Origin of the sequence: Xanthomarina sp. GH4-25, assembly GCF_045363175.1 — a bacterium.
GTDB lineage: Bacteria > Bacteroidota > Bacteroidia > Flavobacteriales > Flavobacteriaceae > Xanthomarina.
In genome coordinates this window covers 309,306-331,824 of the sequence record NZ_JBJFLO010000001.1, presented here as the reverse complement: position 1 = coordinate 331,824, position 22,519 = coordinate 309,306, and the positions used below count along the sequence as shown (strand labels likewise).

Genomic DNA, 22,519 nt, shown 5'->3' with positions numbered 1-22,519 from the left:
TAATATTGATATTTAAAAATTAGCTTAATTTTTCAAAAACAAATAAATTATTCAATCCCAGTTGAAATTTTTTTTGTTTTACTAGTTTGTATTTATGAGACTCAAATAATTGAGGTAGTTCTTCAATTTTAAATCCATAATGCTCATCTAACGACATACCATCGATTAAACGCAGTTTTGCTAGAATCCATAATATGTGGTCTACAAATGGAGAAGGTACTGTAATAATTACTCTGCCTTCTTTTTCTAACACTTTATAAAAATCTTCGCTAATCTGCTTTTGGGTTTCTCTAGGGATATGTTCAATAACTGCAAGCATGATGATGCAATTAAATTTCTTATTTGCTGGTAGATTGTCTGGAAACACACCAGGAATTAAAGTATAGTTATCCTTTTCTACTATTTCTGTTAATAATGGATCTAATCCGATACTATTTTGAATTGACTTAAATTTTAATTTTTCAAAAAGATGACCATCAAAACAACCTATATCTAAAACTTTATCGTTGGTTCTAACAAATGGCATACACTTTTGAATACGCCAATCTCTTAAAAACCTATCTAAAAATTTCATAATTATTACATTGTTTTAAAATTAAAAAAGAGGAATCCAAAAATAGGATTCCTCTTTTAAAATATTCGTTTAATTACAATAATTAAATACTTTTATTTCTTTTACGCTCCACTTCAGTTAAGTATATTTTACGCAAACGCAAGAAATTTGGAGTAACCTCAACATACTCATCTTTTTGAATATATTCTAAAGCTTCTTCTAAAGAGAACTTAATAGCAGGTACAATTTTTGCTTTATCATCTGCTCCAGAACTACGTACGTTACTCAATTTTTTTGTTTTGGTTACGTTTACTGCCATATCGTCTCCACGAGAGTTTTCACCAATAACCTGACCTTCGTAAATATCTTCACCTGGATCTACAAAAAACTTCCCTCTATCTTGTAATTTATCGATAGAATAAGGAATAGCTTGTCCTTTTTCCATAGATACTAAAGAACCATTTTGACGCTCTGGGATACCACCTTTTAAAGGTTGGTATTCTTTAAACCTATGAGCCATAATAGCCTCACCTGCAGTAGCTGTTAATAACTGGTTACGTAAACCTATAATCCCTCTAGAAGGCACCATAAATTGACACACCATTCTATCTCCTTTAGCTTCCATGCTTAACATTTCACCTTTACGCATTGTTACCATTTCGATGGCTTTACCAGAAACCGTTTCAGGTAAATCAATTGTCATTTCTTCCACTGGCTCACATTTTACACCATCAATTTCTTTAATGATTACTTGTGGTTGACCTATTTGAAGCTCGTAACCTTCACGACGCATGGTTTCAATTAAAACCGACAAGTGTAAAACACCACGTCCAAAAACAATAAATTTATCAGCACTATCAGTTTCATTAACACGTAAAGCTAGATTTTTCTCTAGTTCTTTTGTTAAACGATCTTTGATATGTCTAGATGTTACAAACTTTCCATCTTTTCCAAAGAAAGGCGAATCGTTAATTGTAAACAACATACTCATTGTTGGTTCGTCAATTGCAATGGTCTTAAGCCCTTCTGGGTTTTCAAAATCGGCAACTGTATCTCCAATTTCAAATCCTTCTAGTCCAACAATCGCACAAATATCACCAGTTTGAACTTCATCAACCTTTAAACGACCTACCCCTTCAAAAATATGAAGTTCTTTAATTTTATTTTTTACAATTTTACCATCTCTTTTTACTAAAGAAATGTTTTGTCCTACTTTTAAAGCTCCACGAGTTAAACGTCCAATGGCAATACGACCTGTAAAAGACGAAAAGTCTAAAGATGTAATTAACATTTGCGTATTTCCTTCAGGAATTTTAGGAGCAGGAATATGTTCAATAACCATATCTAATAATGGTTCAATATTTTCTGTTTCATCTTTCCAATCATCACTCATCCAGTTGTTCTTTGCAGAACCATAAACCGTTGGAAAATCTAGTTGCCATTCTTCAGCACCTAATTCAAACATTAAATCGAAAACTTTTTCATGTACTTCATCAGGTGTACAGTTTTCTTTATCCACTTTATTTATAACCACACATGGTTTTAAACCTAAATCAATTGCTTTTTGTAATACAAAACGCGTTTGAGGCATAGGACCTTCAAAAGCATCAACCAATAGCAATACACCATCAGCCATATTTAATACACGCTCTACTTCTCCACCAAAATCGGCGTGACCAGGAGTATCAATAATATTTATTTTTGTGTCTTTATAAACTACAGATACGTTTTTAGAAGTAATTGTAATACCTCTTTCACGTTCTAAATCGTTGTTATCTAGAATTAAATCACCAGTATTTTGGTTTTCTCTAAATAGTTGACAGTGATACATAATTTTATCTACCAAGGTTGTTTTACCATGATCGACGTGTGCAATAATTGCAATGTTTTTAATATTAGCCATATAGGTGCTTTATTTTGAGCGTGCAAAGTTACGTTTTATTTTAATAGGTTGTATATGATAATCGACAAGATTTCATATCTAATTGAGACTCTTTGTTTTTTATAAAATGCTGATAATTAAAAAATTATACTAAATTTACAAAACAATTAAAAAATTTTAAACATGAAATTTAAATTTCTACTTCTAATAACTCTATTCACTTTAACGAATGTATTTACGCAAACCGACGGAATAAATTATAAGGCAATAATAAAAGACAATCTTGGAAATGTCTTGGCTAATACAAGTGTTGATGTTCAGTTTAACATCCTTGCATCTACAAGTCAAAACTTAGTATATAGCGAAACACATACCACTAATACAGACGCTAACGGACTCGTAATATTAAATATAGGTCAAGGAACTACAAGTGATGTTTTTAGTGATATTCAATGGGAAAGATTTGAGCACTATCTAAATGTTCAGGTAGATACTGGTTCGGGTTTTCTTGATATGGGAACCACAGAATTCATGTCAGTACCTTATGCATTACATTCTGATTATGCTAATTTTTCAGGCACAGCATCTTCAGCAAACAGACTTATTCTCAAAGATGGAACTAGTACGAAATTTGATTTAAATTATAGTTCTTCAGGAGACAAACTAAGAATCACTGAAACTGGAATAACTGGTAGTGTTTTAGAAATAAAAGATGGAGAGGTATATCTACCTCAATATGCAGGTAATAATAATGGGGCACTTAAAGTAGATGCAACTGGTAAAGTCATTACAGAAACTATTCCTCAAACAATAACATTCAATAGGTTTGAATTGTCTACTGTTAAAACATTTACAGATTACACTCGATTACGAAAAGGTATTCAATTTCCAGATGGCACCATTCTTTCAGGCATCAAGGCATTATTAAAGGACAATAATACAACTGGCAGTACTGGCGTTCACAATACTACTTTTGCTGGATTGTATAGAGCCAATAAATACACATACAACGAAAATTCTTTATTACCAATCTACAGAATTGATGGCTCCGACACGCCTACTGGCACGCATACTGAGTTTACACAAACAAGTGTAGCTCAAACAAACGCCAATATAATTGATAATATTAACTACATATACTTTATTCAAGTTTGGTATTGTAACGATTGTGATATCACGGAGTTTACAATAATGAAAAATTAATATCCTTAATGAAACACTATTATCATTTTAAAAACTATGTTAAGTAAATGTTATAGTTGCATTAAAATATAATTTCTGTCAGTATCTTTCGTTTAATAATTGATTAATAGTAAATAGCCAAACTAGCCAGGAATTAACCACAATAGGCAATTTACATCTTAATAAAAACAGGTATTAACCCTAAATTTTAAAAGATGAAACTGATTAGTAAATACTCAAAATTTATACCTTACCTTTATTTTATTGCTTCTGTTGCTTACTGGTTTACAGATGTCAATAAAAATAATGGCATTAGTGCTTACCCTATATTACTTATTGCTATTCCATTTATATGGCAATTAGTAAAACCTAGTAAACGACTTAATTTCTCGCTTGGAATTATTTTTGTTTGTTTATCCTCTTATTTGATTTTAGCTTATTTAGGAGACATCTTTAATATTGTTTCTTTTTCTGAAACTGTTAAAAGTTTTATTCTTTTAGGTGGCTTGTTTGTGTTTACAAACTTTATCATGTCTCTCTGGATGATTAGAAATAGTATGAAAAAAGCATTCTAAATTGATTATCTTTGTGGCTTAAAATTTTAAGCAAATGAATCTTAATGAAATCCCTAAAATAAAGCACACCAATTCTAATAACTTTTTCCTTTTAGCTGGACCTTGTGCTATTGAAGGTGAAGACATGGCTTTGCGTATCGCTGAAAAAGTAATTACCATAACCAATAAGCTAGAAATTCCTTATATTTTTAAAGGAAGCTTTAAAAAAGCAAACAGAAGTCGCATTGATAGTTTTACTGGCATTGGTGACGAAAAAGCACTTAAGATTCTACAGAAAGTATCAAACACCTTTAATGTTCCTACTGTTACAGATATTCACGAAATTTCCGATGCTGCTATGGCTGCCGAATATGTAGATGTGCTTCAAATTCCAGCTTTTTTGGTACGCCAGACTGATTTGGTTGTAGCTGCTGCTCAAACTGGAAAAGTAGTGAACCTTAAAAAAGGACAATTTATGAGTCCTGAAGCCATGAAACATGCGGTACAAAAAGTAAAAGATGCTGGAAATGAAAAGGTTTGGATTACAGACAGAGGCACTATGTTTGGCTACCAAGATATGATAGTCGATTTTCGTGGCATTCCAACCATGAGACACTATGCTCCTACTGTTCTAGATGTTACGCATTCTTTACAGCAACCAAACCAAAATATCGGTGTTACAGGAGGCAGACCAGATATGATTGAAACCATTGCTAGAGCTGGAATAGTTAACAATGTAGATGGCTTATTTATAGAAACTCATTTCGACCCAGCAAATGCAAAAAGTGATGGCGCCAACATGCTACATTTAGATAATTTGGAAGACTTATTAACCAATCTGGTTGCCATTAGAAAGGTTGTAAACACTTTATAAAACACACTATTTCCAAAAGGATTTGTCTTTGTGCAATTTGACTTCTTTAAGAATTGCGATAAGGACATCATCATCAACTTCCTCTAAGGTTTTATAGCGAAGCGATTTCACTATTTTCCGGTTTTCACTAACTAAATAACTATCAAACTTTTTAGATAAATGGGCTGAATGCCAAAAACCCACATCCACATAATCTTTACTTTGGTTGATGTAGCAAATGGGTCTCTTCCCTATATAATAACAAGGCAATTTCCATTTATATTTTAATTCGGCAACTGGTAATGTGTACTCTATTACAGCTTGCAGATGCATCATGATAGACCGAAAGGGCTCCTGTTGATTTAATATATAAGCTTCTGCTGGTTTCATGTTTCATATAAATAACCTTTCAAATATAAATTAAATTAGTAAATTACTAATCTCTAAGAATTTGTAGCCTTAAATTTCTATTTAACCTAAATAATAAACCAACCATTATTTATGCTGAAATTCTTTCGTCGTATTAGACAAAATCTTCTTATACAGAATAAAACATCCAAATACTTTAAATACGCCATTGGCGAAATTGTACTTGTGGTGATTGGTATTCTCATTGCATTACAAATAAATAATTGGAATGAAGAGCGCAAAAGGGCAAATCAAGAAAATGTCATTTTACAGTCCTTAAAATCCGATTTTAAAGAATCCGAAAAACGACTTCAACATACCCTCATGATGCAGAAAAATGCTTTGTCACGAAGTATTTCTTTAATTTCTATTTATGAAGACAAAATCCCCATGCCAATTAACGATTCTATAAAAATGTTTGTAGAATATGGTGCTTTTTCCTGGTATAGAGCCGAATTAGTTACTGGTGCTTATGACGCTTTAATAAATACTGGAGATTCAGATTTAATTAAAAATGGAGAACTTAATAGATTGCTAGCAGAATATTTCTCCATTCTAAATGCTGGGTTTGAAGATCAGGAAACTAGTATGTTTCTCCTACATAGGTTACAAATAATTGCTGAACCCATATTACTGACATTATCTGTTCCACAGTTAAGGAATCGTATTGGATTGCAACAAAATTCAGATGCTGATAAAGAAGCTGAAGCCATAAAATTCTTATTTAAACAAAAAGCCTTTTTTGGTCATTTGTATAATAAAACGCAATTAGAAGATTTACGACATAGCATTCAAAAGGATTTAATGAATCGAATTACTGAAATATTAGCAATAATTGATGAGGAATTAAAGCCCATAGAAAATGATTAAATTCTTCCGACATATTCGTAAATCACTCATTATGGAAAACAAAACATCCAGATACTTTAAATATGCTATTGGCGAAATTGTGCTTGTGGTGATAGGTATTTTAATCGCACTACAAATTAACAACTGGAATGAAGAACGTATAAATTCTAACAAGGAAACGGCCATCTTAGCAGACATTCATAAAGAATTTAAACAGAATAAGAAACAGCTAGACTCAGTCGTTGGTTTGCATAAAAAAGTTCATAGTAATTGTAGCAAAATCATAAATCTTTTCCCAATACTTTCAAAACCAGAACCAGCAGTTTTAGATTCATTATCTGTTTATTTATGGGAATCTTATGGAGGACATACGTTTAATCCTTATCAAACCAGCATCAATGCCCTTGCTAGCACCTCTTCTTTTGATATTATTAAAAATGAAACCCTACGCGATTTATTGATATCTTGGAACGATTTGGTTATAGATTATCAAGAAGAAGAACTGCGTTCCAGAGCACATATTTGGGAACAATATGATCCCTATTTTTCTAAACATTTTGATTTTAACCTTAACTTTAAAGATGAGCGAAATAATTTTGAAGTATTACAAACCTTAGAATTTGAATATTTAGTAAAAAGCAGATACGATTTTATTAATCAAATCTTATACAGTAGTGGTGAATTACAACAAGTACAAGAAGCTCTAGATAATATTATCGAGTTAACAAAACCAAAAAACAACTAGCGTTTTATGATTAAATTCTTCCGAAAAATCCGTCAAAACCTCATTGTGGAAAATAGGACAAGTAAGTACTTTAAATACGCCATAGGCGAGATTGTACTTGTGGTTATAGGGATTCTTATTGCTCTTCAGATAAATACTTGGAATGAAAACAGAAAACATGCTTTAGCAGAAAAAGAATTCTTTAAAAGTATAACAAAAGATCTTAATCAAGATCTAATATTTATTAAACATGTACAAGCCAGCACAAAACCTAAAATTGAAGCTTATAACCTTTTAAATAATAAGTTTTTAAAAGATTATGATAACAATAAAACACAAATAGATTCATTAATGGCTATTTATCTTTTTTCTGGACAACGTACATTTTACCCAGTTTCAGGCGCTTTTAAATCTGCACTAGCTGGAAATGAAATTAATACCTATAGTCAGAAAAATATCATTCAAAATATTATTAAACTATATGGTTCTAATTATGGTAGACTTGTAGATAATGGCAAAATTGTAGACGACAGATGGAGTAAATTAAGTGAAAACTATATTCATAATAGAAGAATAAAATCGTTCAATAATGTAAATAATGCATCATATACTACAATGTTAGACAACTTATATTTTCATTACATTCAATTAAACTGGTATAATAAAATTTTAGATGAAACAGAAATAGAAGTTAATAGATTACTGAAAAAATTACAATGATTAAATTCTTCCGAAAAATTAGATACGATCTCATGAATCAAAATAAAACAACCAGGTACTTCAAATATGCCATTGGAGAAATTATTCTCGTGGTTATAGGTATTTTAATCGCACTTCAGATTAATAATTGGAATGAAGGCAGAAAAAATAGCGTATTGCTTAATAATTACAAAAACAATTTAATTGAAGACCTGAAAAAAGATAGCATCAATATTAATAGGAAAATTCTTGAAATTAAAATTGATTCAACAGCTATAAGTAATTTTGAGAAACGAGTCTCTAAGGCAACAAAAGCTTTAGATACCATATTAAAAATTGCGAGATATGAATATGCTTATTATATCTCAATTCACGGAGATTATAATAGTGACACCTATCAAGTTCTTAATGCTACAGGTGATATTAGCTTATTTGATAGCGAAATTATTAATGAATTAAATGCTTTACATAATCTTCAAGAAAATGCTTTAAATGCCCAAAATCTTACTATGGAAAGTTACAGTAACAACTTGGACAACTATGGCAGAAAATATCCACTCCCTTTTCAATCTAATTTAATTGTAAATGGCACGAATGCTGCCACTATTATTTGGGAACAAATTTCATTAAGAGATCATGCTACCGAGTTTAATGCTTTAGTTATGTCCAAAGGAGACTCGTATAGATTATCTCTAGGTTATTTACCCTTAGTATTAGAAAAAACAAACGACCTGTTGGCTAAACTTAAAAAATTAAAATGATAAAATTCTTCCGAAAAATTAGATACGATCTCATGAATCAAAATAAAACAACCAAGTACTTCAAATACGCCATTGGCGAAATTATTCTTGTAGTAATAGGTATTCTAATCGCGCTTCAAATTAATAACTGGAATGAGAATAGAAAGACACATATAAATCAAGAGAAATATCTGGTATTACTTAAAAAAGAAGCTATTAATAATCTAAATGCCATAAAAATTTCTAAAAAAAATACTCATAATACATTTGAAGGACAACGTAAACTAATTGAACTTATAGACTCAGACCACGATACCATTTCAGAGCAATACTTCTCACAAGTATATTCTGAAGTATTTTTTTTTACAAATCAATTTAAATATGAAAACAATGTATTATCTGAACTTAAAACCACAGGTGAACTAAAAAACATCTCTAATGATAATATCCGTAATAATCTCATGGGATTTGAAGCTTTAGTAGAAATCATTAAAAGCCAAGAACAAAGTGTTGAAGAAATCTATAAAAAATCTGCTGATTTCAATAGGCGTTATGGTAGTCTAAGACTGGTTTTCGATGATCTAAATCTTAATGATTCGCTTAACTTTCCAAAAGCAAGAAAACAAACAAGTAACATACCCTTACTAAAACTAAAAGAATTTGAAAACAACCTTTATGGATATTCTGGTTCTGTGTTTAATCTTCTAAAGTGGCAATATCCACAACTTGAAGAGCATCTTAATAAACTAATTTCTTTAATAGATGATGAATTAGATAAGGATAAATAACAAACAATATTCCCGCTTTCTCGGGAAATAAATATGATTAAATTTTTTAGAAATATCAGAAGAAACCTTATGGAAACAAGAAAAACATCTAGGTACCTTAAATACGCCATTGGCGAAATAATCCTTGTAGTAATTGGTATATTAATTGCACTACAGATTAACAATTGGAACGAAAACCGAAAAGACATTGCCAAAGAGCAACAAATTTTATTAAGCCTTCAAGAAGAATTTAAACAAAACATTAAAGAACTAGAATTCGACCATCAAATAAATCTAGGCTCTATAAATGCCATAAAAACACTTTTAAATTTTGATGAAAACGTAGACTTTGAAACGCGAACCATAGATAGTTTAATGGGTCAGGCTTATAATTTCGCAACATTTGATGCTAGATTAGGTGTTTACAATGATATTAGCTCATCTGGGAGTTTGGAACTGATAAGAGATCCAAAATTACGATACCAATTGAATCAATGGACAGGCGAATTAAATGATTATAAAGAAGATCAAATTATAAGAAGAAACTATTGGATTCATAACATGCCTTCTTTAGTCAATAAATTATTACCTATAAGAAATCAAGATACTTTTATGGATCGGAAAGACTATGCAAGAGAAATTTTAACTAAACCTATTCAGGTGCCAAAATCTAATTATATGGAGTTTTTAAAGAGTCTTGAAATTGACGGGATGTTATTTGATTATTATATGAATCAATCTTTTGTGACTACAAATGAAGAGTCTATTATGAAATTTTTAAAAAGTACTCTTAAATTAATTGAAAGTAATATTGATGGCGATTAACTAAATGCAAAACAACTGTATTAAATTGAAATTACAATTCAACAAAACATATTTTATATTATTTGTTCTTCTTTTTATAACCGAAGCACTAATAGCTATCTATTTAAAAACTGGGTTTATACGCCATACATTTGGCGATTTCTTAATAGTTCTTTTAATGTATTGTTTCATTAAAAGTTTTTTATCAATAAAACCTTTGATAGCAGCTATTAGTGTACTCATTATTTCCTTTTCTATCGAATTTTTACAAATGGGAAATCTATTATATCATTTAAATCTTCAAAATAACACAATTGCAAAACTTGTTTTGGGAAGCACATTCCAAACTTCAGATCTGGTTGCTTATACTTTAGGTATCATTACGGTTTTAATAATTGAAAAGATTGGTAATAAAAACTAATTAATCTTCTCTATTCTTCTCTTGAATTTTACGAACAATATTTGCTGCAGAATTTCTTGGCATGAAGCGTGGCAATGTTGCCAATAATTTATTAAATCTTCCAGGAATAGCATAAACCTTTCCTTTATTCATGGCTTTATAACCATATACTGCCACTTCTTTGGCGCATGCCATATTGAAAGATATTTTATTTTCAGAACTATCATTAGCTACTACTTTTTGAAACGATGTTTTTGTAGGTCCAGGACATAAAGCTGTAACCGTAACTCCAGTTCCTTTTAACTCGCATGCTATAGCTTCTGAAAAAGACAAAATATACCCTTTAGTCGCATAATACAAAGACATTAAAGGGCCAGGCTGGAAAGCAGCTAAAGAAGATAAATTCAATATTTTACCAGAACCTCTGGCTACCATGTCTTTTAAAACCAGTTTGGTTAAGTGTGTTGTTGTTATTATATGTAAATGCAGCATTTGTTCTTCGCGTTTCCAATTGGTTTCCCAAAAAGTACCAAACAATCCAAAACCAGCATTATTAATCAAGACATCTATAGATCTGAAGTTCAATTCTGCCATGATTTCTTCTGAAACATTACTTAAACTTAAATCTTTAGTTAACACTTGAACTTGTACTGGAAAGTCAGATTCTATGGTTTGTTTTGCTTCCTTGAGCTTTTCTGCATCAATGTCTATTAAAACTAAGTCATGAGCATCTTTAGCTAATAATAGTGCAAACTCAAATCCTAACCCCGAAGCGCCTCCTGTTACTAAAGCCGTTTTATTCATTTTAGAAATGTTTAAAATTATTTCCCATCTACATAATCTTGTAGGTATGAGAATCTTTCAGTAAGTTGTCCGTTTTCAGTAATTTTAGCTCGTTTTAGAATGCCACGTTCATCGTTATTAAAAAAAGCAGGAATCACATTTTCTAAAAACATATCTCCAAAACCTTCACTTGCATCTTTAGGTAATTCGCAAGGCAAATTATCGACAGCCATAACTGTTATAGCTCCTTTAGCATTAAAAGACACTTCACTTTCAGTTTTTGCATCATATCCATAAAACGGATCCGCAATAGTAGATGCTCTAATTGTTGAAGCCACAGGACCATCGACATCGCAACTAATGTCTGCTATCAAATTAATTCTAAAATCTTGATGTTTAGCGTCTTCTCTAGTAAAAAGATAAGGTGCATTATTGCCATAAAAATGTCCTGCTATAAAATAATCAGTTTGTTTAGCATAAGGCATAAAATTACTTTCGTACCCACTTGGGTCTTTATAGAACTCTTGCTTTTTTCCTACTTTACCATCTTTACGTATGTTGTATTCCATAACATCTGCCATGCAATAAACAGGTTCTGTAAATTGACAGGATAAATACAATGCATCACTTACTTCCTTAATTTTTAAATGGTCAAGAATTTCTTTTGCTCCTTGGGCCACTTTACCGGTTCCAGTTAATACTATCTTAATATTAGGGAGCGTAATTTTATTTAACTCAGCTTTAACGGCATCTAAATCTGCAAGTGTTTCTACTTTTGGCAAGTTAAACAGTCCATCTCTTAAACCTAAAGCTCTAAAACCATTATAAGCACCTACCAACCCAGCATAGCGACCAAATCCAATTAATCTAGCATTGCTTTTCTTTACGATGGTTTCATGATCGAACATTTCAATGTTTTTATCAAGCATGGCCACAAGCAACTTTCTATTATAAGGTTGTTTTTTAATAGTATGCGAAAAATAGAAATATTTTTTATTAGGAATTAAGGCATCAATAGGTACTTCTTTAACGCCTAACATCACATCGCAATCACTAACATCATTGGTCACTTCAAAACCTAACTTCCTATATGCTTGATCTGAAAAAACTCTTATATTGCTAGATTCCACTTTAAAAACAGCTTCTGGAAATTGTCTTCTAGCCTCAGCTAATTTTTCTGGTGAAAATACCACACGTCTATCTGGTGGATTTTTTCGTTCTTTTATGATGGCGAATTTGATACTCATTACAAACAAACTATTTATGGGTTATAGATAATGCAAATTGTATTATCTGACACATTTACATTTGGTACAGAATTTGCACGAAAATACATGGATTTATGAAGTTGCACAACTTTTTTTAGTAACTTCGCTTTCCTTTAAAAAAAAAGATAGTGATTTTAATTGGGGTCGACTGGTTTTGACAGCGAGATTAATTAAACGGTAAGCACGTCGTGTAATGACTTTGAAACACGTAAAAGGCTAGGTCAAACTTTTAAACGGCGAGAATAACTACGCTTTAGCTGCCTAATCCGAATTATAGTAGGATTGGCCTAGGTACACAAGGTGTACAAGCTAAATGTCTCCTGAAAGCCTTGATTAACGGCGTTCTACAAGAGGCATCGTAAATGTTAATATAGAAAGTAAAGTGCTTCGATTTACTTTTGAAACTAAAGAAGATAAGTTGTAAGTAGGTTGTCTTTAACCAGCTTACAATCGAAAAACCAAGAAAAGAATACACGTGTAGAAAGCTCTTTGGTTACTTGTTTGGACGAGAGTTCGATTCTCTCCGACTCCACTTTTAACCCTGTATATAACTGATATACAGGGTTTTGTGTTTAAAGGGGATAGTTTTAGGGATAATTATTTTGTTATCCATTATATCTTTCAAAGTAAACCCATGCACATATGCATATTCTCCAACCTTTTATGATTAACAAAAAACTCCAAAAACATTAATGTTTTTGGAGTTTTTCATTGAAGCAAATGGTAGACTAATACTATTGCAATTGCTTTGTTTTATTTAATCTCATAAGTTCTTGTTGAATTTCTTTACTTCGTTGCATAAACTTTTCAAATTTTTGACGTCTTAATTCTGCTCTTTCTCTCATTCTATCATTAAATGCCATTTCACGCTGACGTTTTTTCTCCCAAATAGCTTGACGTTTTTTATCTTCTGAAGCTACTGTAGAATAGGAATACCAGTAAAAAAATAGGAACATTCCCGCTAAAATTGATAAAATTATAAATCCGTTCATCATAATAATTATTTTTTTAGTTAATAAAAAATACTACTTACGTTTATTGTATTTAAGATTTGGGAAAGAATCATTTAATTACGTAATTACTTAAATTTAAGCAAATTGAAATAAAGTCTTACAAAAGAACAGATTAAGAGACAAAAAATTAGTTGAACGTATCCTTTATGTAATTTTTACTTAGTTTATTCATTAAGATACTTGGTATAAGCCTCTTGCATTTGATTAACACTTTCTTCTGATAAATCGAGAATGGTTCCTGCTGAATTATTTGTTTCTTTTCTAATAAATATTCCTTTTTCAAAAGACATACTTCTCCTCATAGATGTGGATTTTAAATCGTCTACATCTATAAAAAAGTCAAGGTGTTTATTATGCATTAAAAGATTTGCGTTTTTTAAAAACTCATTAAAGTCTTCTATTACAAACAATGAGAATTCTTTAGACCCCTCTTTTTTAATTAAAAAAATAACATAGGATTCTCCTTTTGGTTGCTTTAATTCTATAAGTCCATGATGTATGGTAGGTTTTTTTCTAAAAAAAGTTCTCTCTATTGATAGAATTTTATTAGTTTTTAATTCATAAAGGGTATCTACCTCATTAATATAACCACTTTCATTATTTGTGTTTTTGTTTGAGTTACAATTTACTATAACAAAACAAGTCATTAAAAACAACCCTAAATTTAAACATACTACTAACTTTTTTGTCATTACTTCTTATTTAAATTTAACTAGTTTTTTTACTAGTAAACGTTCAGAATTACTAAGGGGTTCATTCTTTAAAGATTCTAGTAAATTTGAAAGTTTTTTTGTGCTTTCTAAAGGCACGACTTCGGCTTGAAAATCTATTTGATTAAGCAGTTTTTTTATACTCCTTACAGCAACTAACAATTCTGAATTCTCTGGAGAATTCCTTTCAACATCTTGTTCTATAAATAAGATTTTGGTTTGAATCATTTTAATAATCCTTTAATTACTTCTTGTTGTATTTATTTATGTTTTTTGTTTTCCAAATAGAGTATGTAAGCAACAAGTTATTTAGTTCTTGTAAACACGCCATTGCAGCATCAATAGTTTGAATACTTCTGGTACAATCATCTATTGTTCTTTCTAACAGATGGAAAGCAAATTGCTCCTTATCCATTTTAATTTTTGAGTATGTGTTACTCTCATTGTCATTGTTTTGAATACTCATCTGTTATTGAATGTACTATTATACTGCAAAAGTAATTTCTGTTGTCGAGGCATTGTATGACGTTGTATGTCATGTAAATAAAAAAAGTTACTTTTACTAAGAAATCAACCGAATAACCAACTAATAATAGAATGAAAAAGTACTCGTCTATAGGTGCCTTACTAATAGATTTTAGAGAATTTAGCAAAATATCTCAAGCTGATTTAGCCTCGAAATTCGATGTAGATATTAGAACCATTATTAGATGGGAGAAAAATGAAACATTACTAAAACCTGATAAGGAAGAAGAAATGGTAGACATTACTTTTATACCTTATCAAGTTATTAGAAATTTAAATGCTCCAGTTTCCATACCTACTTATTACGATTTTAATGTAAGAAGATACTCTTTAAGTAATATTTCTAAAGAATTACCCGATCCAAACTGGATTATAGACATTCATACGGAAACAAATAGGTTGAGAACTATAAAATATAATTCAGATTTAGAAGAAATTTTAAGGTATTCAAAATTACAACAACATGTAATCAAGCCTATTTCGAAAGAAGTTATTTTGAAAGCTACCGAATTACTTCCAGAAATAAATCAAATTATTTTTGACACATCAGGTTATTATTCTGGGCATTTGGTGTTTTTGCCCATTTCGAAAAGATTATATAATAAAATTAGAAAAAGAACAGTCACTGAAAACGATATTACTGTAAACGACTTAATTGATTACAGAAAGTACAAAAATCCTGTGTTTTATTCTTATAATATGAGTGGTGACTGCAATGAAAACTTCTTTTATTTAGCTGCATGTTTAATCCATTTTTTGAAAAAATTTAAAAGAGATTACACATATGCTTCTTACACTTCCAGAAATGACAGTTACCACATAAATGCGCTTTTGGGTGTTTTTATTGTTTGGGAAGACAAGGTGTTACAAAAAGAAATACACAGTTTAGCTCCTCCAAGATTATATGAAAGTAACCATGCAATTTTTCAAAATTTTCTAAACAAACATTTAATTTAAAATGTCGACGCCCAATCCATTATGTTTCCATTGGGTTATTCCTCCATCTAAATCGTACACTTTAATAAAACCTGCTTCAATTAGCTTTTCTGAACATTTTGCGCTTCTACCACCAGATTTACAATACAAAACAACTGGCTTCGTTTTATCTAACTTTAAGATATCTTGATCGAAAGTATCTGAATAAAAATCAATATTTTGAGCGCCTTCAATAAAACCTTCAGAAAACTCTTCGGGTGTTCTTACGTCGATTAATTGAACGCCATCCATTTCTAAAATAGTTTCCATTTCTTCAACCGTTACCAAATTAACATTAGTCTGCTCAGAATTTTTACAACCAGTAAACAGAATTAATAAAAACAAACTTAAATTTAGCAAAATATGTTTCATGATATATAAATTAATTATTTGATACATCGCCTTGCCATTCGCAAAAACCTCCCAAAAGATTAAACGTATTAGTATAACCTAGCTGATTCATAATAGCACATGCTTGAGCACTTCTTCCTCCAGAACGACAATACACATAATAATTCTTACTCTTATCTAAGGCTTCAATTTGATCAATAAATTCTTGACCTTGATAGATGTCTATATTGATTGCATTTGGTATTCTACCTTCTTCTAATTCTTCTTCGGTTCTTACATCCAATATTACAGCATTAGAATCTGCTAATAATTCTTTTTGCCATTGTTCTTGAGCTAAGTCTGCCATGTATATTTTACTTTAATTATTGAAGTCACAAAATTAGTGTTTCTTATTTAATAAAAAAACCGAAGTGTTTAACTTCGGTTTTTTTTAACTCTATTAAACTTTTATTGTACAGCCAATAGCTCTAGTATGTGTTTCTTGGATTGGTTTCCCTGCAAGCAAAGCATCTACTGCATTTTCAACATATTTCTGATTTACAGATTCTGGATGCTGATAATTATCATCAATTGCTCCAATATATTTTACCTGGTTTCCTTTATTTGTTTTTTGTAACACATAGACATGTGGTGTTCTTGAAGCTCCATATTCTGGATACACTTTTTGTCCCTTATCTAACAAATATGGAAAATTAAACCCTTTAGCTTTGGCTCTAGCTTTCATAGCATCCATATTGTCTCCAGGGCTTGCAGTTGGACTGTTTGGCATGATTGCTATAACAGGATATCCTAAAGCTGCATATTTTTTATTTAATGCTACAACTCTATCCTCATAGGCTACGGCATAAGGGCAAGTGTTACAAGTAAAAATGATAATAAACCCCTTAGATTCAGGGTAATTTGATAGAGAAACCATGTTACCATCTACATTCTCTAAATTAAAATCTGTAGCAATATCTCCTACCTTATATCCTGGACTATCTAAACTTGTAAATGCTGATAATGCAATTATAGCTATTAATACAATGCTTACTTTTAATAATTTCATAGTTTTTTATTTTAAAAATTGTTCAACTTCCGTTTCTAAATCGTTGTAATTAAAGGACTTTTCATAAAATTTCCTATTATTCCTAGAGTAAATAAGTGTTGATGGGATGGCTCCAGTCCATTCTTCACTTACTTTTGGAATCCATGTATTAGAATCTGTATCATTTAAGACGACCACCTGAGATTGTATCTTATGATCTTTTATAAAGGGAACTAATTTACTTTCATATTGCTTCGGAAAATCTAAACTCACCAATATTACTTTAACATTCTTATTTCTATATTTATCATGTATCTTCTCAAAAGCTGGCAACTCTTTAACACAAGGTGCACACCATGTAGCCCAAAAATTTATTACATAGACTTGATTGTCTTCCTTGTTAAGATATGGCTCAAACGATTTAAAATCTAAAATTTCTAATTCAATGTCTTCCATAGAATTAGTGTTTTCAACGTACGTTATTTCTTTATCATTTTTAACTGTCTGATTACAATTAAACAAGAAAACCAAACTAAAAAGAATACCAAATTTATATTTCATATCAATAAATTTAAATAATACTTATTGTTTTAAAACAATCTTTAACAAATAATTACATTTATGCTTCATTATTTCATTGATTTTATTACATTTATAAATTGATTACTAGAAACGATTCGATTAATAGCTAACTAAAGAAAATTTCACATTAGTAATCTTTAAAACTACCATTTTTTAAATGGTAGTTTTTTTATTAAAATTTTGCTTAATTAACAAATCATCTTATATTTGATAAATTAAAAAAATGAACACAAATTTAAATCATACTTGGTGGTGGTGCTTTCGAAACTCTAATTCGTGAAGTAACCTTTTGTATATTTAAAACTCAACATATAAAGGCTTGTCATTCACGACAAGCCTTTTTTTTATTTAAAAACTTATGAAAACATTCAGTTTATACACACATTATAAAAAGATACTCGCAGACACAATTACTCCTGTAAGTATCTATCTAAAAATACGTGATAAATTCCCAAATAGCATCTTACTAGAAAGTAGCGATTATCATGCCAGTGATAATAGCTTTTCTTATATCTGTTGCAATCCAATAGCCTCTTTAAAAGTTAAAGATGAAATAATTACTCAAACCTTTCCAGATGGAACAGTTTTTAAGAATAAAATAAGAAACGACAAAGGTGTTACTGATGTCATTCATAAATTCACCAAACGATTTAAAGTACAATCTGAAGAAAATTTTAAATTTATAAACAACGGAATATTTGGGTACATCGCTTATGATGCAGTTAGATATTTTGAAGATGTTGAAATTTCTAAAAAAGAAAATCACTTAAACATTCCAGATATTTATTATGCTGTTTATCAAAATATTATAGCCATAAATCATTTTAAAAATGAAGCTTATGTTTTTGCACATTGTTTTAATACTGAAAATAATATTGAAGATATCCTTCAACTAATAAAATCTAAAAATTATGCTGCTTTTAATTTTTCAACACAAGGTAATACTACCTCAAACTTAACTGACGAAGAATATAAAACACAGGTTGATTTAGCTAAAAAGCATTGTGCACGAGGTGATGTCTTTCAATTAGTACTTTCAAAAAAATTCTCACAGCAATTTAAAGGAGACGAGTTTAATGTTTACAGGGCTTTACGAAGTATTAACCCGTCGCCATACCTATTCTATTTCGATTATGGTGATTTTAAAATCTTTGGAAGTTCTCCAGAAGCACAATTAGTAATTAGCAAAGAAAAAGCAGAAATACATCCAATTGCAGGAACATTTAAACGGACTGGGAATGATGAAAAAGACGCAGAACTTGCTAAACAGTTAGCTGTAGACGATAAGGAAAATGCAGAACATGTCATGCTAGTAGATTTGGCTCGAAACGATTTAAGCAGACATGGAAGTAACGTGGTTGTTGAAAAATACAGAGAAGTACAATTTTTCTCTCATGTTATACATTTAGTTAGTAAAGTTACTGGAAACAAACATAAAGATACAACCACTATGCAAGTAGTTGCAGATACGTTTCCTGCAGGTACTTTAAGTGGAGCTCCAAAACACAAAGCCATGCAACTTATTGAGAAATACGAAAAAACAAGTCGTGATTTTTATGGAGGTGCCATTGGTTTCATGGACTTTAACGGCAATTTTAATCATGCCATAATGATAAGAACGTTTTTAAGTAAAAACCATCAATTACATTGGCAAGCTGGTGCAGGATTGGTGTCTAAATCCAACCCAGAACACGAGCTACAAGAGGTTTATAATAAATTAGGAGCACTAACCAAAGCTATTGAGCTCGCAGAAAACATATAACTTTGAAATGTCTATAAAAATTTTCTAATCTTGAAAACTTATATAGACATTCCATCTGACCATTAATAAAAAATAAATATCAACAGATGAAAAACGTATTAGTTATTGATAATTACGATAGTTTTACCTACAACCTGGTTCATTATTTAGAAGATTTAGGCTGTCATGTAACTGTAAAAAGAAACGATCAATTACATTTAGATGATGTGGAAGCATTCGCTAAAATAGTCTTGTCTCCTGGTCCAGGAATACCAGACGAAGCTGGTTTATTAAAACAAATTATTGCAAGATATGCACCTACAAAAAGCATTCTAGGGGTTTGTTTAGGTCAGCAAGCTATAGGTGAAGTTTTTGGAGGAAAATTAATCAACTTAGAGACTGTTTTTCACGGGGTAGCAACAAAAGTTACAACTTGTGTTGATAATGAAAACCTATTCAATGGCTTAGATAAAACTTTTGAAGTAGGTCGCTACCATTCGTGGGTTGTTGATGCGAAATTGCCAGAAGATTTGGAAGCAACATCTTTTGATAAAAATGGCCAGGTTATGTCTTTACGACATAGATTTTATGATGTTAGAGGTGTACAATATCATCCTGAATCCGTGCTAACGCCTAATGGAAAACAAATTTTAAAAAACTGGATAAATAGTTAATATGAAACATATTTTAAATAGACTACTAAACCAAGAAAGCATCTCAAGCGAAGAAGCCAAACAAGTATTGGTAAATATTTCTAAAGGAGATTACAATCAAAGCCAGATAGCTTCTTTCTTAACGGTCTTTATGATGCGAAGTATTACAATTGAAGAATTATTCGGGTTCAGGGATGCGCTTTTAGAATTGTGTGTTCACATAGATCTAAAAGATTATAATGCGGTTGATTTATGTGGAACTGGAGGTGACGGAAAAGACACTTTTAATATTTCCACTTTAGCATCATTTGTAACAGCTGGCTCAGGAGTTCATGTAGCAAAACACGGAAATTATGGCGTGTCTTCGGCATGTGGATCATCTAATGTTATGGAGCATTTAGGGGTTAAATTCACTTCCAATACAGATTTTTTAAAACGCAGTTTAGATCAAGCAGGTATTTGTATACTACATGCACCTTTATTTCATCCAGCCATGAAAAATGTGGCTCCAATTAGACGAGATTTAGGCATAAAAACCTTTTTTAATATGTTAGGTCCAATGGTCAATCCATCGTTTCCAAAACATCAAATGGTTGGCGTTTTTAATTTAGAGTTATTACGTATGTATGGCTATTTATACCAAAACACAGATAAAAATTACACCATTTTACATGCACTCGATGGGTATGATGAAATTTCACTTACTGGTCCAACAAAAGTGATTAGAAATGCTTCAGAATACATGATAAACCCTGAAGATTTTGGTGTTGAAGTTTTAAATCAAAGCAATATACATGGTGGCGATTCTATAGCTTCATCTGCAAAAATATTTACTCATATACTTAAAGGTCAAGGTACGCAAGCACAAAACAATGTGGTTTGTGCCAATGCAGCAATGGCAATTGCAACTGTTACAAATAAATCTGTTGAAGAAAGTTTTGAATTAGCGAAAGAATCCCTTTTGGGAGGAAAAGCTCTAAATAGCTTTAAAACCCTAGTGAAATTAAGCAAGAATTAATGAACATATTAGATAAAATAATAGCAGATAAACGCATTGAAGTCAATTATAGAAAGCAACTGATTCCTATAACGCAATTAGAGCAATCGGTTTTATTTAATAGACAAACCATTTCGTTAGCTAAAAAGCTAAAAAACAGCACAACTGGAATTATAGCAGAACACAAACGTCGTTCTCCTTCAAAATCGGTTATCAATCAAAGTTTAAATGTTTTTGATGTAGCTAGAGGTTATGAAAAAGCTGGAGCTTGTGGCATGTCTGTACTTACAGACGCTAAATATTTTGGAGGTTCTTTAGACGATTTATTAACGGCTCGTGCTAGTTGTAATTTACCACTGCTTAGAAAAGAATTTATTATTGATGCCTATCAAATTATTGAAGCTAAAGCTTATGGTGCTGATGTTATTTTACTCATTGCAGCCATACTTTCTAAAGCAGAAATAAAACTATTTTCTGAATTAGCAAAAAGCTTGAATTTAGATGTGCTTTTAGAAGTTCATAATGAAGAAGAGTTACATAAATCTATCATGCCAAGTATAGATATGCTAGGTGTAAATAATAGAAATTTAAAGACGTTTGATGTCAGTTTAGAAATTAGCAAAGCTTTGAGCAAGCTTATTCCAAATGACTTTATTAAAGTATCTGAAAGTGGCATCAGTTCTATTGAAGCTATTAAAGAACTGCAACCTTATGGGTATAAAGGATTTCTAATTGGTGAAAATTTCATGAAAACTGAAGATGCAGGTAAAAGTGCTGAAGCGTTTATAAAAAAAATTAGATGATGAAACTGAAAATCTGTGGCATGAAATATCCGGATAACATTACTGAAGTTGCCATGTTGCAACCAGATTATCTAGGCTTTATTTTTCATGAACCATCTGCAAGACATTTTGAAGGAACCATCCCTGAAATTTTAGATAAAATAGAAAAAGTAGGTGTTTTTGTAGATGAAAAAGTTGAATATATTTCACGTCAAATTGAAACCCATAAATTAACTATTATTCAGTTACATGGCCATGAATCTCCAGAAATATGTCAGTTGCTAAAATCTTCAGGAGTAAAAGTTATTAAAGTATTTTCTATTAAAAATACTTTTGATTTTTCAATTTTAACACCTTACGAAGACGTTTGCGATTACTTTCTATTTGACACCAAAGGAAAATTACCAGGTGGAAATGGGTACACATTTAACTGGTCTGTATTAGAGCAGTATCCATCGACAAAACCTTTCTTTTTAAGTGGTGGTATTGGTTTAGACCAAGTAGAAGACCTCAAGCGCTTTCAAAAAAGTAAAGCATCAAAATACTGTGATGCTTTGGACGTAAACAGTCAATTTGAAATAGAATCTGGTTTAAAAAACATTCAATTATTAAAAGAATTTAAAAATAACTTAAGTGATCTTTAAGGAACGAGAGCTTTGTATTGAGAAGTTTCACAAAGTTCTCGATGTAATTTCGA

General features: G+C 30.8%; 30 protein-coding genes and 1 other RNA gene. 17 read left to right on the top strand and 14 right to left on the bottom strand.

Annotated features, from left to right (window positions below):
• Nucleotides 1–19: 19 nt before the first annotated feature.
• Together ACI5KZ_RS01520 and typA are read right to left on the bottom strand one after the other, a co-directional pair.
• Nucleotides 20–574 (bottom strand): methyltransferase domain-containing protein, encoded by a 555-nt coding sequence (locus tag ACI5KZ_RS01520; RefSeq protein ID WP_406846674.1) that lies wholly within the window; start codon nt 572–574, stop codon nt 20–22.
• Nucleotides 575–656: 82 nt separating this feature from the next.
• Nucleotides 657–2,456: a translational GTPase TypA gene (typA, locus tag ACI5KZ_RS01515; RefSeq protein ID WP_109307759.1), complete on the bottom strand. Its 1,800-nt coding sequence runs from the start codon at nt 2,454–2,456 to the stop codon at nt 657–659.
• A 162-nt stretch (nt 2,457–2,618) separates the two neighbouring features.
• Here typA and ACI5KZ_RS01510 point away from each other — a divergent pair, with 162 nt between their 5' ends.
• The 3 genes from ACI5KZ_RS01510 (at nt 2,619) to kdsA (ending at nt 5,045) form a co-directional block, all read left to right on the top strand.
• Entirely contained in the window at nt 2,619–3,638 is a 1,020-nt protein-coding gene (locus ACI5KZ_RS01510) for a hypothetical protein (protein ID WP_406846673.1), read from the top strand.
• 194 nt (nt 3,639–3,832) lie between these two features.
• Nucleotides 3,833–4,192, top strand: a complete 360-nt coding sequence (locus ACI5KZ_RS01505; RefSeq protein WP_109307757.1) for a hypothetical protein — start codon at nt 3,833–3,835, stop codon at nt 4,190–4,192.
• A 34-nt stretch (nt 4,193–4,226) separates the two neighbouring features.
• Nucleotides 4,227–5,045 carry a 3-deoxy-8-phosphooctulonate synthase gene (kdsA, locus tag ACI5KZ_RS01500; protein ID WP_406846672.1) on the top strand — a complete coding sequence of 273 codons (819 nt, stop codon included), beginning with the start codon at nt 4,227–4,229 and terminating at the stop codon, nt 5,043–5,045.
• Nucleotides 5,046–5,051: 6 nt separating this feature from the next.
• Here kdsA and ACI5KZ_RS01495 read toward each other — a convergent pair whose 3' ends face one another.
• Nucleotides 5,052–5,414 carry a DUF1801 domain-containing protein gene (locus ACI5KZ_RS01495; RefSeq protein ID WP_406846671.1) on the bottom strand — a complete coding sequence of 121 codons (363 nt, stop codon included), beginning with the start codon at nt 5,412–5,414 and terminating at the stop codon, nt 5,052–5,054.
• Between the two features lie 111 nt (nt 5,415–5,525).
• Here ACI5KZ_RS01495 and ACI5KZ_RS01490 point away from each other — a divergent pair, with 111 nt between their 5' ends.
• The 6 genes from ACI5KZ_RS01490 (at nt 5,526) to ACI5KZ_RS01465 (ending at nt 10,036) form a co-directional block, all read left to right on the top strand.
• Nucleotides 5,526–6,302 (top strand): DUF6090 family protein, encoded by a 777-nt coding sequence (locus ACI5KZ_RS01490; RefSeq protein ID WP_109307754.1) that lies wholly within the window; start codon nt 5,526–5,528, stop codon nt 6,300–6,302.
• Nucleotides 6,303–6,333: 31 nt separating this feature from the next.
• Complete coding sequence (locus tag ACI5KZ_RS01485) at nt 6,334–7,026, top strand: DUF6090 family protein (RefSeq protein ID WP_165815761.1); 693 nt, start codon at nt 6,334–6,336, stop codon at nt 7,024–7,026.
• A gap of 6 nt (nt 7,027–7,032) precedes the next feature.
• A complete protein-coding gene (locus ACI5KZ_RS01480) occupies nt 7,033–7,725 on the top strand; it encodes a DUF6090 family protein (protein WP_406846670.1) in 693 nt (230 codons plus the stop codon).
• Entirely contained in the window at nt 7,722–8,465 is a 744-nt protein-coding gene (locus tag ACI5KZ_RS01475; RefSeq protein ID WP_406846669.1) for a DUF6090 family protein, read from the top strand. The genes ACI5KZ_RS01480 and ACI5KZ_RS01475 overlap by 4 nt, the downstream gene beginning before the upstream one ends.
• Nucleotides 8,462–9,232 carry a DUF6090 family protein gene (locus ACI5KZ_RS01470; RefSeq protein WP_109307750.1) on the top strand — a complete coding sequence of 257 codons (771 nt, stop codon included), beginning with the start codon at nt 8,462–8,464 and terminating at the stop codon, nt 9,230–9,232. The genes ACI5KZ_RS01475 and ACI5KZ_RS01470 overlap by 4 nt, the downstream gene beginning before the upstream one ends.
• Nucleotides 9,233–9,301: 69 nt before the next feature.
• The gene (locus ACI5KZ_RS01465; RefSeq protein WP_109307749.1) at nt 9,302–10,036 is read left to right on the top strand and encodes a DUF6090 family protein; all 735 of its coding nucleotides are present in this window, start codon (nt 9,302–9,304) and stop codon (nt 10,034–10,036) included.
• Nucleotides 10,037–10,135: 99 nt separating this feature from the next.
• On the opposite strand, the gene ACI5KZ_RS01460 is transcribed toward ACI5KZ_RS01465, so the two are convergent.
• Complete coding sequence (locus tag ACI5KZ_RS01460; protein WP_406846817.1) at nt 10,136–10,258, bottom strand: hypothetical protein; 123 nt, start codon at nt 10,256–10,258, stop codon at nt 10,136–10,138.
• Here ACI5KZ_RS01460 and ACI5KZ_RS01455 point away from each other — a divergent pair.
• Entirely contained in the window at nt 10,206–10,436 is a 231-nt protein-coding gene (locus ACI5KZ_RS01455; RefSeq protein WP_406846813.1) for a DUF2809 domain-containing protein, read from the top strand. The two genes, ACI5KZ_RS01460 and ACI5KZ_RS01455, sit on opposite strands and share 53 nt — an antisense overlap.
• Here ACI5KZ_RS01455 and ACI5KZ_RS01450 read toward each other — a convergent pair whose 3' ends face one another.
• Both ACI5KZ_RS01450 and ACI5KZ_RS01445 read right to left on the bottom strand, forming a co-directional pair.
• Nucleotides 10,437–11,219 carry an SDR family oxidoreductase gene (locus tag ACI5KZ_RS01450; protein WP_109307748.1) on the bottom strand — a complete coding sequence of 261 codons (783 nt, stop codon included), beginning with the start codon at nt 11,217–11,219 and terminating at the stop codon, nt 10,437–10,439. It abuts the gene before it with no gap.
• A 17-nt stretch (nt 11,220–11,236) separates the two neighbouring features.
• Nucleotides 11,237–12,439 carry an NAD(P)-dependent oxidoreductase gene (locus ACI5KZ_RS01445; RefSeq protein ID WP_109308126.1) on the bottom strand — a complete coding sequence of 401 codons (1,203 nt, stop codon included), beginning with the start codon at nt 12,437–12,439 and terminating at the stop codon, nt 11,237–11,239.
• A 167-nt stretch (nt 12,440–12,606) separates the two neighbouring features.
• Here ACI5KZ_RS01445 and ssrA point away from each other — a divergent pair.
• Nucleotides 12,607–13,001: a transfer-messenger RNA gene (gene ssrA / locus ACI5KZ_RS01440) on the top strand.
• Between the two features lie 199 nt (nt 13,002–13,200).
• Here the strand turns inward: ssrA and ACI5KZ_RS01435 are convergent.
• The 4 genes from ACI5KZ_RS01435 to ACI5KZ_RS01420 all read right to left on the bottom strand — a co-directional run bounded on the left by ACI5KZ_RS01435 (nt 13,201) and on the right by ACI5KZ_RS01420 (nt 14,655).
• A complete protein-coding gene (locus tag ACI5KZ_RS01435) occupies nt 13,201–13,461 on the bottom strand; it encodes a hypothetical protein (RefSeq protein ID WP_123808295.1) in 261 nt (86 codons plus the stop codon).
• Nucleotides 13,462–13,643: 182 nt separating this feature from the next.
• On the bottom strand, nt 13,644–14,171 hold the full coding sequence (locus ACI5KZ_RS01430) for a hypothetical protein (protein ID WP_123808292.1): 528 nt from the start codon (nt 14,169–14,171) through the stop codon (nt 13,644–13,646).
• A 6-nt stretch (nt 14,172–14,177) separates the two neighbouring features.
• On the bottom strand, nt 14,178–14,417 hold the full coding sequence (locus ACI5KZ_RS01425) for a hypothetical protein (protein WP_109307745.1): 240 nt from the start codon (nt 14,415–14,417) through the stop codon (nt 14,178–14,180).
• 16 nt (nt 14,418–14,433) lie between these two features.
• Nucleotides 14,434–14,655 (bottom strand): hypothetical protein, encoded by a 222-nt coding sequence (locus ACI5KZ_RS01420; protein WP_109307744.1) that lies wholly within the window; start codon nt 14,653–14,655, stop codon nt 14,434–14,436.
• A 131-nt stretch (nt 14,656–14,786) separates the two neighbouring features.
• Here ACI5KZ_RS01420 and ACI5KZ_RS01415 point away from each other — a divergent pair, with 131 nt between their 5' ends.
• Nucleotides 14,787–15,671, top strand: a complete 885-nt coding sequence (locus tag ACI5KZ_RS01415) for a helix-turn-helix domain-containing protein (protein ID WP_406846668.1) — start codon at nt 14,787–14,789, stop codon at nt 15,669–15,671.
• Here the strand turns inward: ACI5KZ_RS01415 and ACI5KZ_RS01410 are convergent.
• From ACI5KZ_RS01410 to ACI5KZ_RS01395, 4 genes are all read right to left on the bottom strand, one after another.
• Nucleotides 15,663–16,061 (bottom strand): rhodanese-like domain-containing protein, encoded by a 399-nt coding sequence (locus ACI5KZ_RS01410; protein ID WP_406846667.1) that lies wholly within the window; start codon nt 16,059–16,061, stop codon nt 15,663–15,665. The two genes, ACI5KZ_RS01415 and ACI5KZ_RS01410, sit on opposite strands and share 9 nt — an antisense overlap.
• 10 nt (nt 16,062–16,071) lie before the next feature.
• A complete protein-coding gene (locus ACI5KZ_RS01405; RefSeq protein ID WP_109307742.1) occupies nt 16,072–16,386 on the bottom strand; it encodes a rhodanese-like domain-containing protein in 315 nt (104 codons plus the stop codon).
• A gap of 93 nt (nt 16,387–16,479) precedes the next feature.
• Entirely contained in the window at nt 16,480–17,088 is a 609-nt protein-coding gene (locus ACI5KZ_RS01400) for a thioredoxin family protein (protein WP_109307741.1), read from the bottom strand.
• Nucleotides 17,089–17,094: 6 nt separating this feature from the next.
• On the bottom strand, nt 17,095–17,628 hold the full coding sequence (locus tag ACI5KZ_RS01395) for a TlpA disulfide reductase family protein (RefSeq protein ID WP_406846666.1): 534 nt from the start codon (nt 17,626–17,628) through the stop codon (nt 17,095–17,097).
• A gap of 379 nt (nt 17,629–18,007) precedes the next feature.
• Between ACI5KZ_RS01395 and ACI5KZ_RS01390 the strand changes: the two genes are divergently transcribed.
• The 5 genes from ACI5KZ_RS01390 to ACI5KZ_RS01370 all read left to right on the top strand — a co-directional run bounded on the left by ACI5KZ_RS01390 (nt 18,008) and on the right by ACI5KZ_RS01370 (nt 22,466).
• Complete coding sequence (locus ACI5KZ_RS01390) at nt 18,008–19,411, top strand: anthranilate synthase component I family protein (protein ID WP_109307739.1); 1,404 nt, start codon at nt 18,008–18,010, stop codon at nt 19,409–19,411.
• A gap of 86 nt (nt 19,412–19,497) precedes the next feature.
• Nucleotides 19,498–20,064 (top strand): aminodeoxychorismate/anthranilate synthase component II, encoded by a 567-nt coding sequence (locus tag ACI5KZ_RS01385; RefSeq protein ID WP_109307738.1) that lies wholly within the window; start codon nt 19,498–19,500, stop codon nt 20,062–20,064.
• A 1-nt stretch (nt 20,065) separates the two neighbouring features.
• Nucleotides 20,066–21,061, top strand: a complete 996-nt coding sequence (gene trpD / locus ACI5KZ_RS01380) for an anthranilate phosphoribosyltransferase (RefSeq protein ID WP_406846665.1) — start codon at nt 20,066–20,068, stop codon at nt 21,059–21,061.
• On the top strand, nt 21,061–21,843 hold the full coding sequence (gene trpC, locus ACI5KZ_RS01375; RefSeq protein ID WP_406846664.1) for an indole-3-glycerol phosphate synthase TrpC: 783 nt from the start codon (nt 21,061–21,063) through the stop codon (nt 21,841–21,843). Before trpD ends, trpC begins: the two co-directional genes overlap by 1 nt.
• Nucleotides 21,843–22,466, top strand: coding sequence for a phosphoribosylanthranilate isomerase (locus ACI5KZ_RS01370; RefSeq protein ID WP_406846812.1), 624 nt, complete (start codon nt 21,843–21,845; stop codon nt 22,464–22,466). The genes trpC and ACI5KZ_RS01370 overlap by 1 nt, the downstream gene beginning before the upstream one ends.
• The last annotated feature ends 53 nt before the right edge of the window (nt 22,467–22,519 follow it).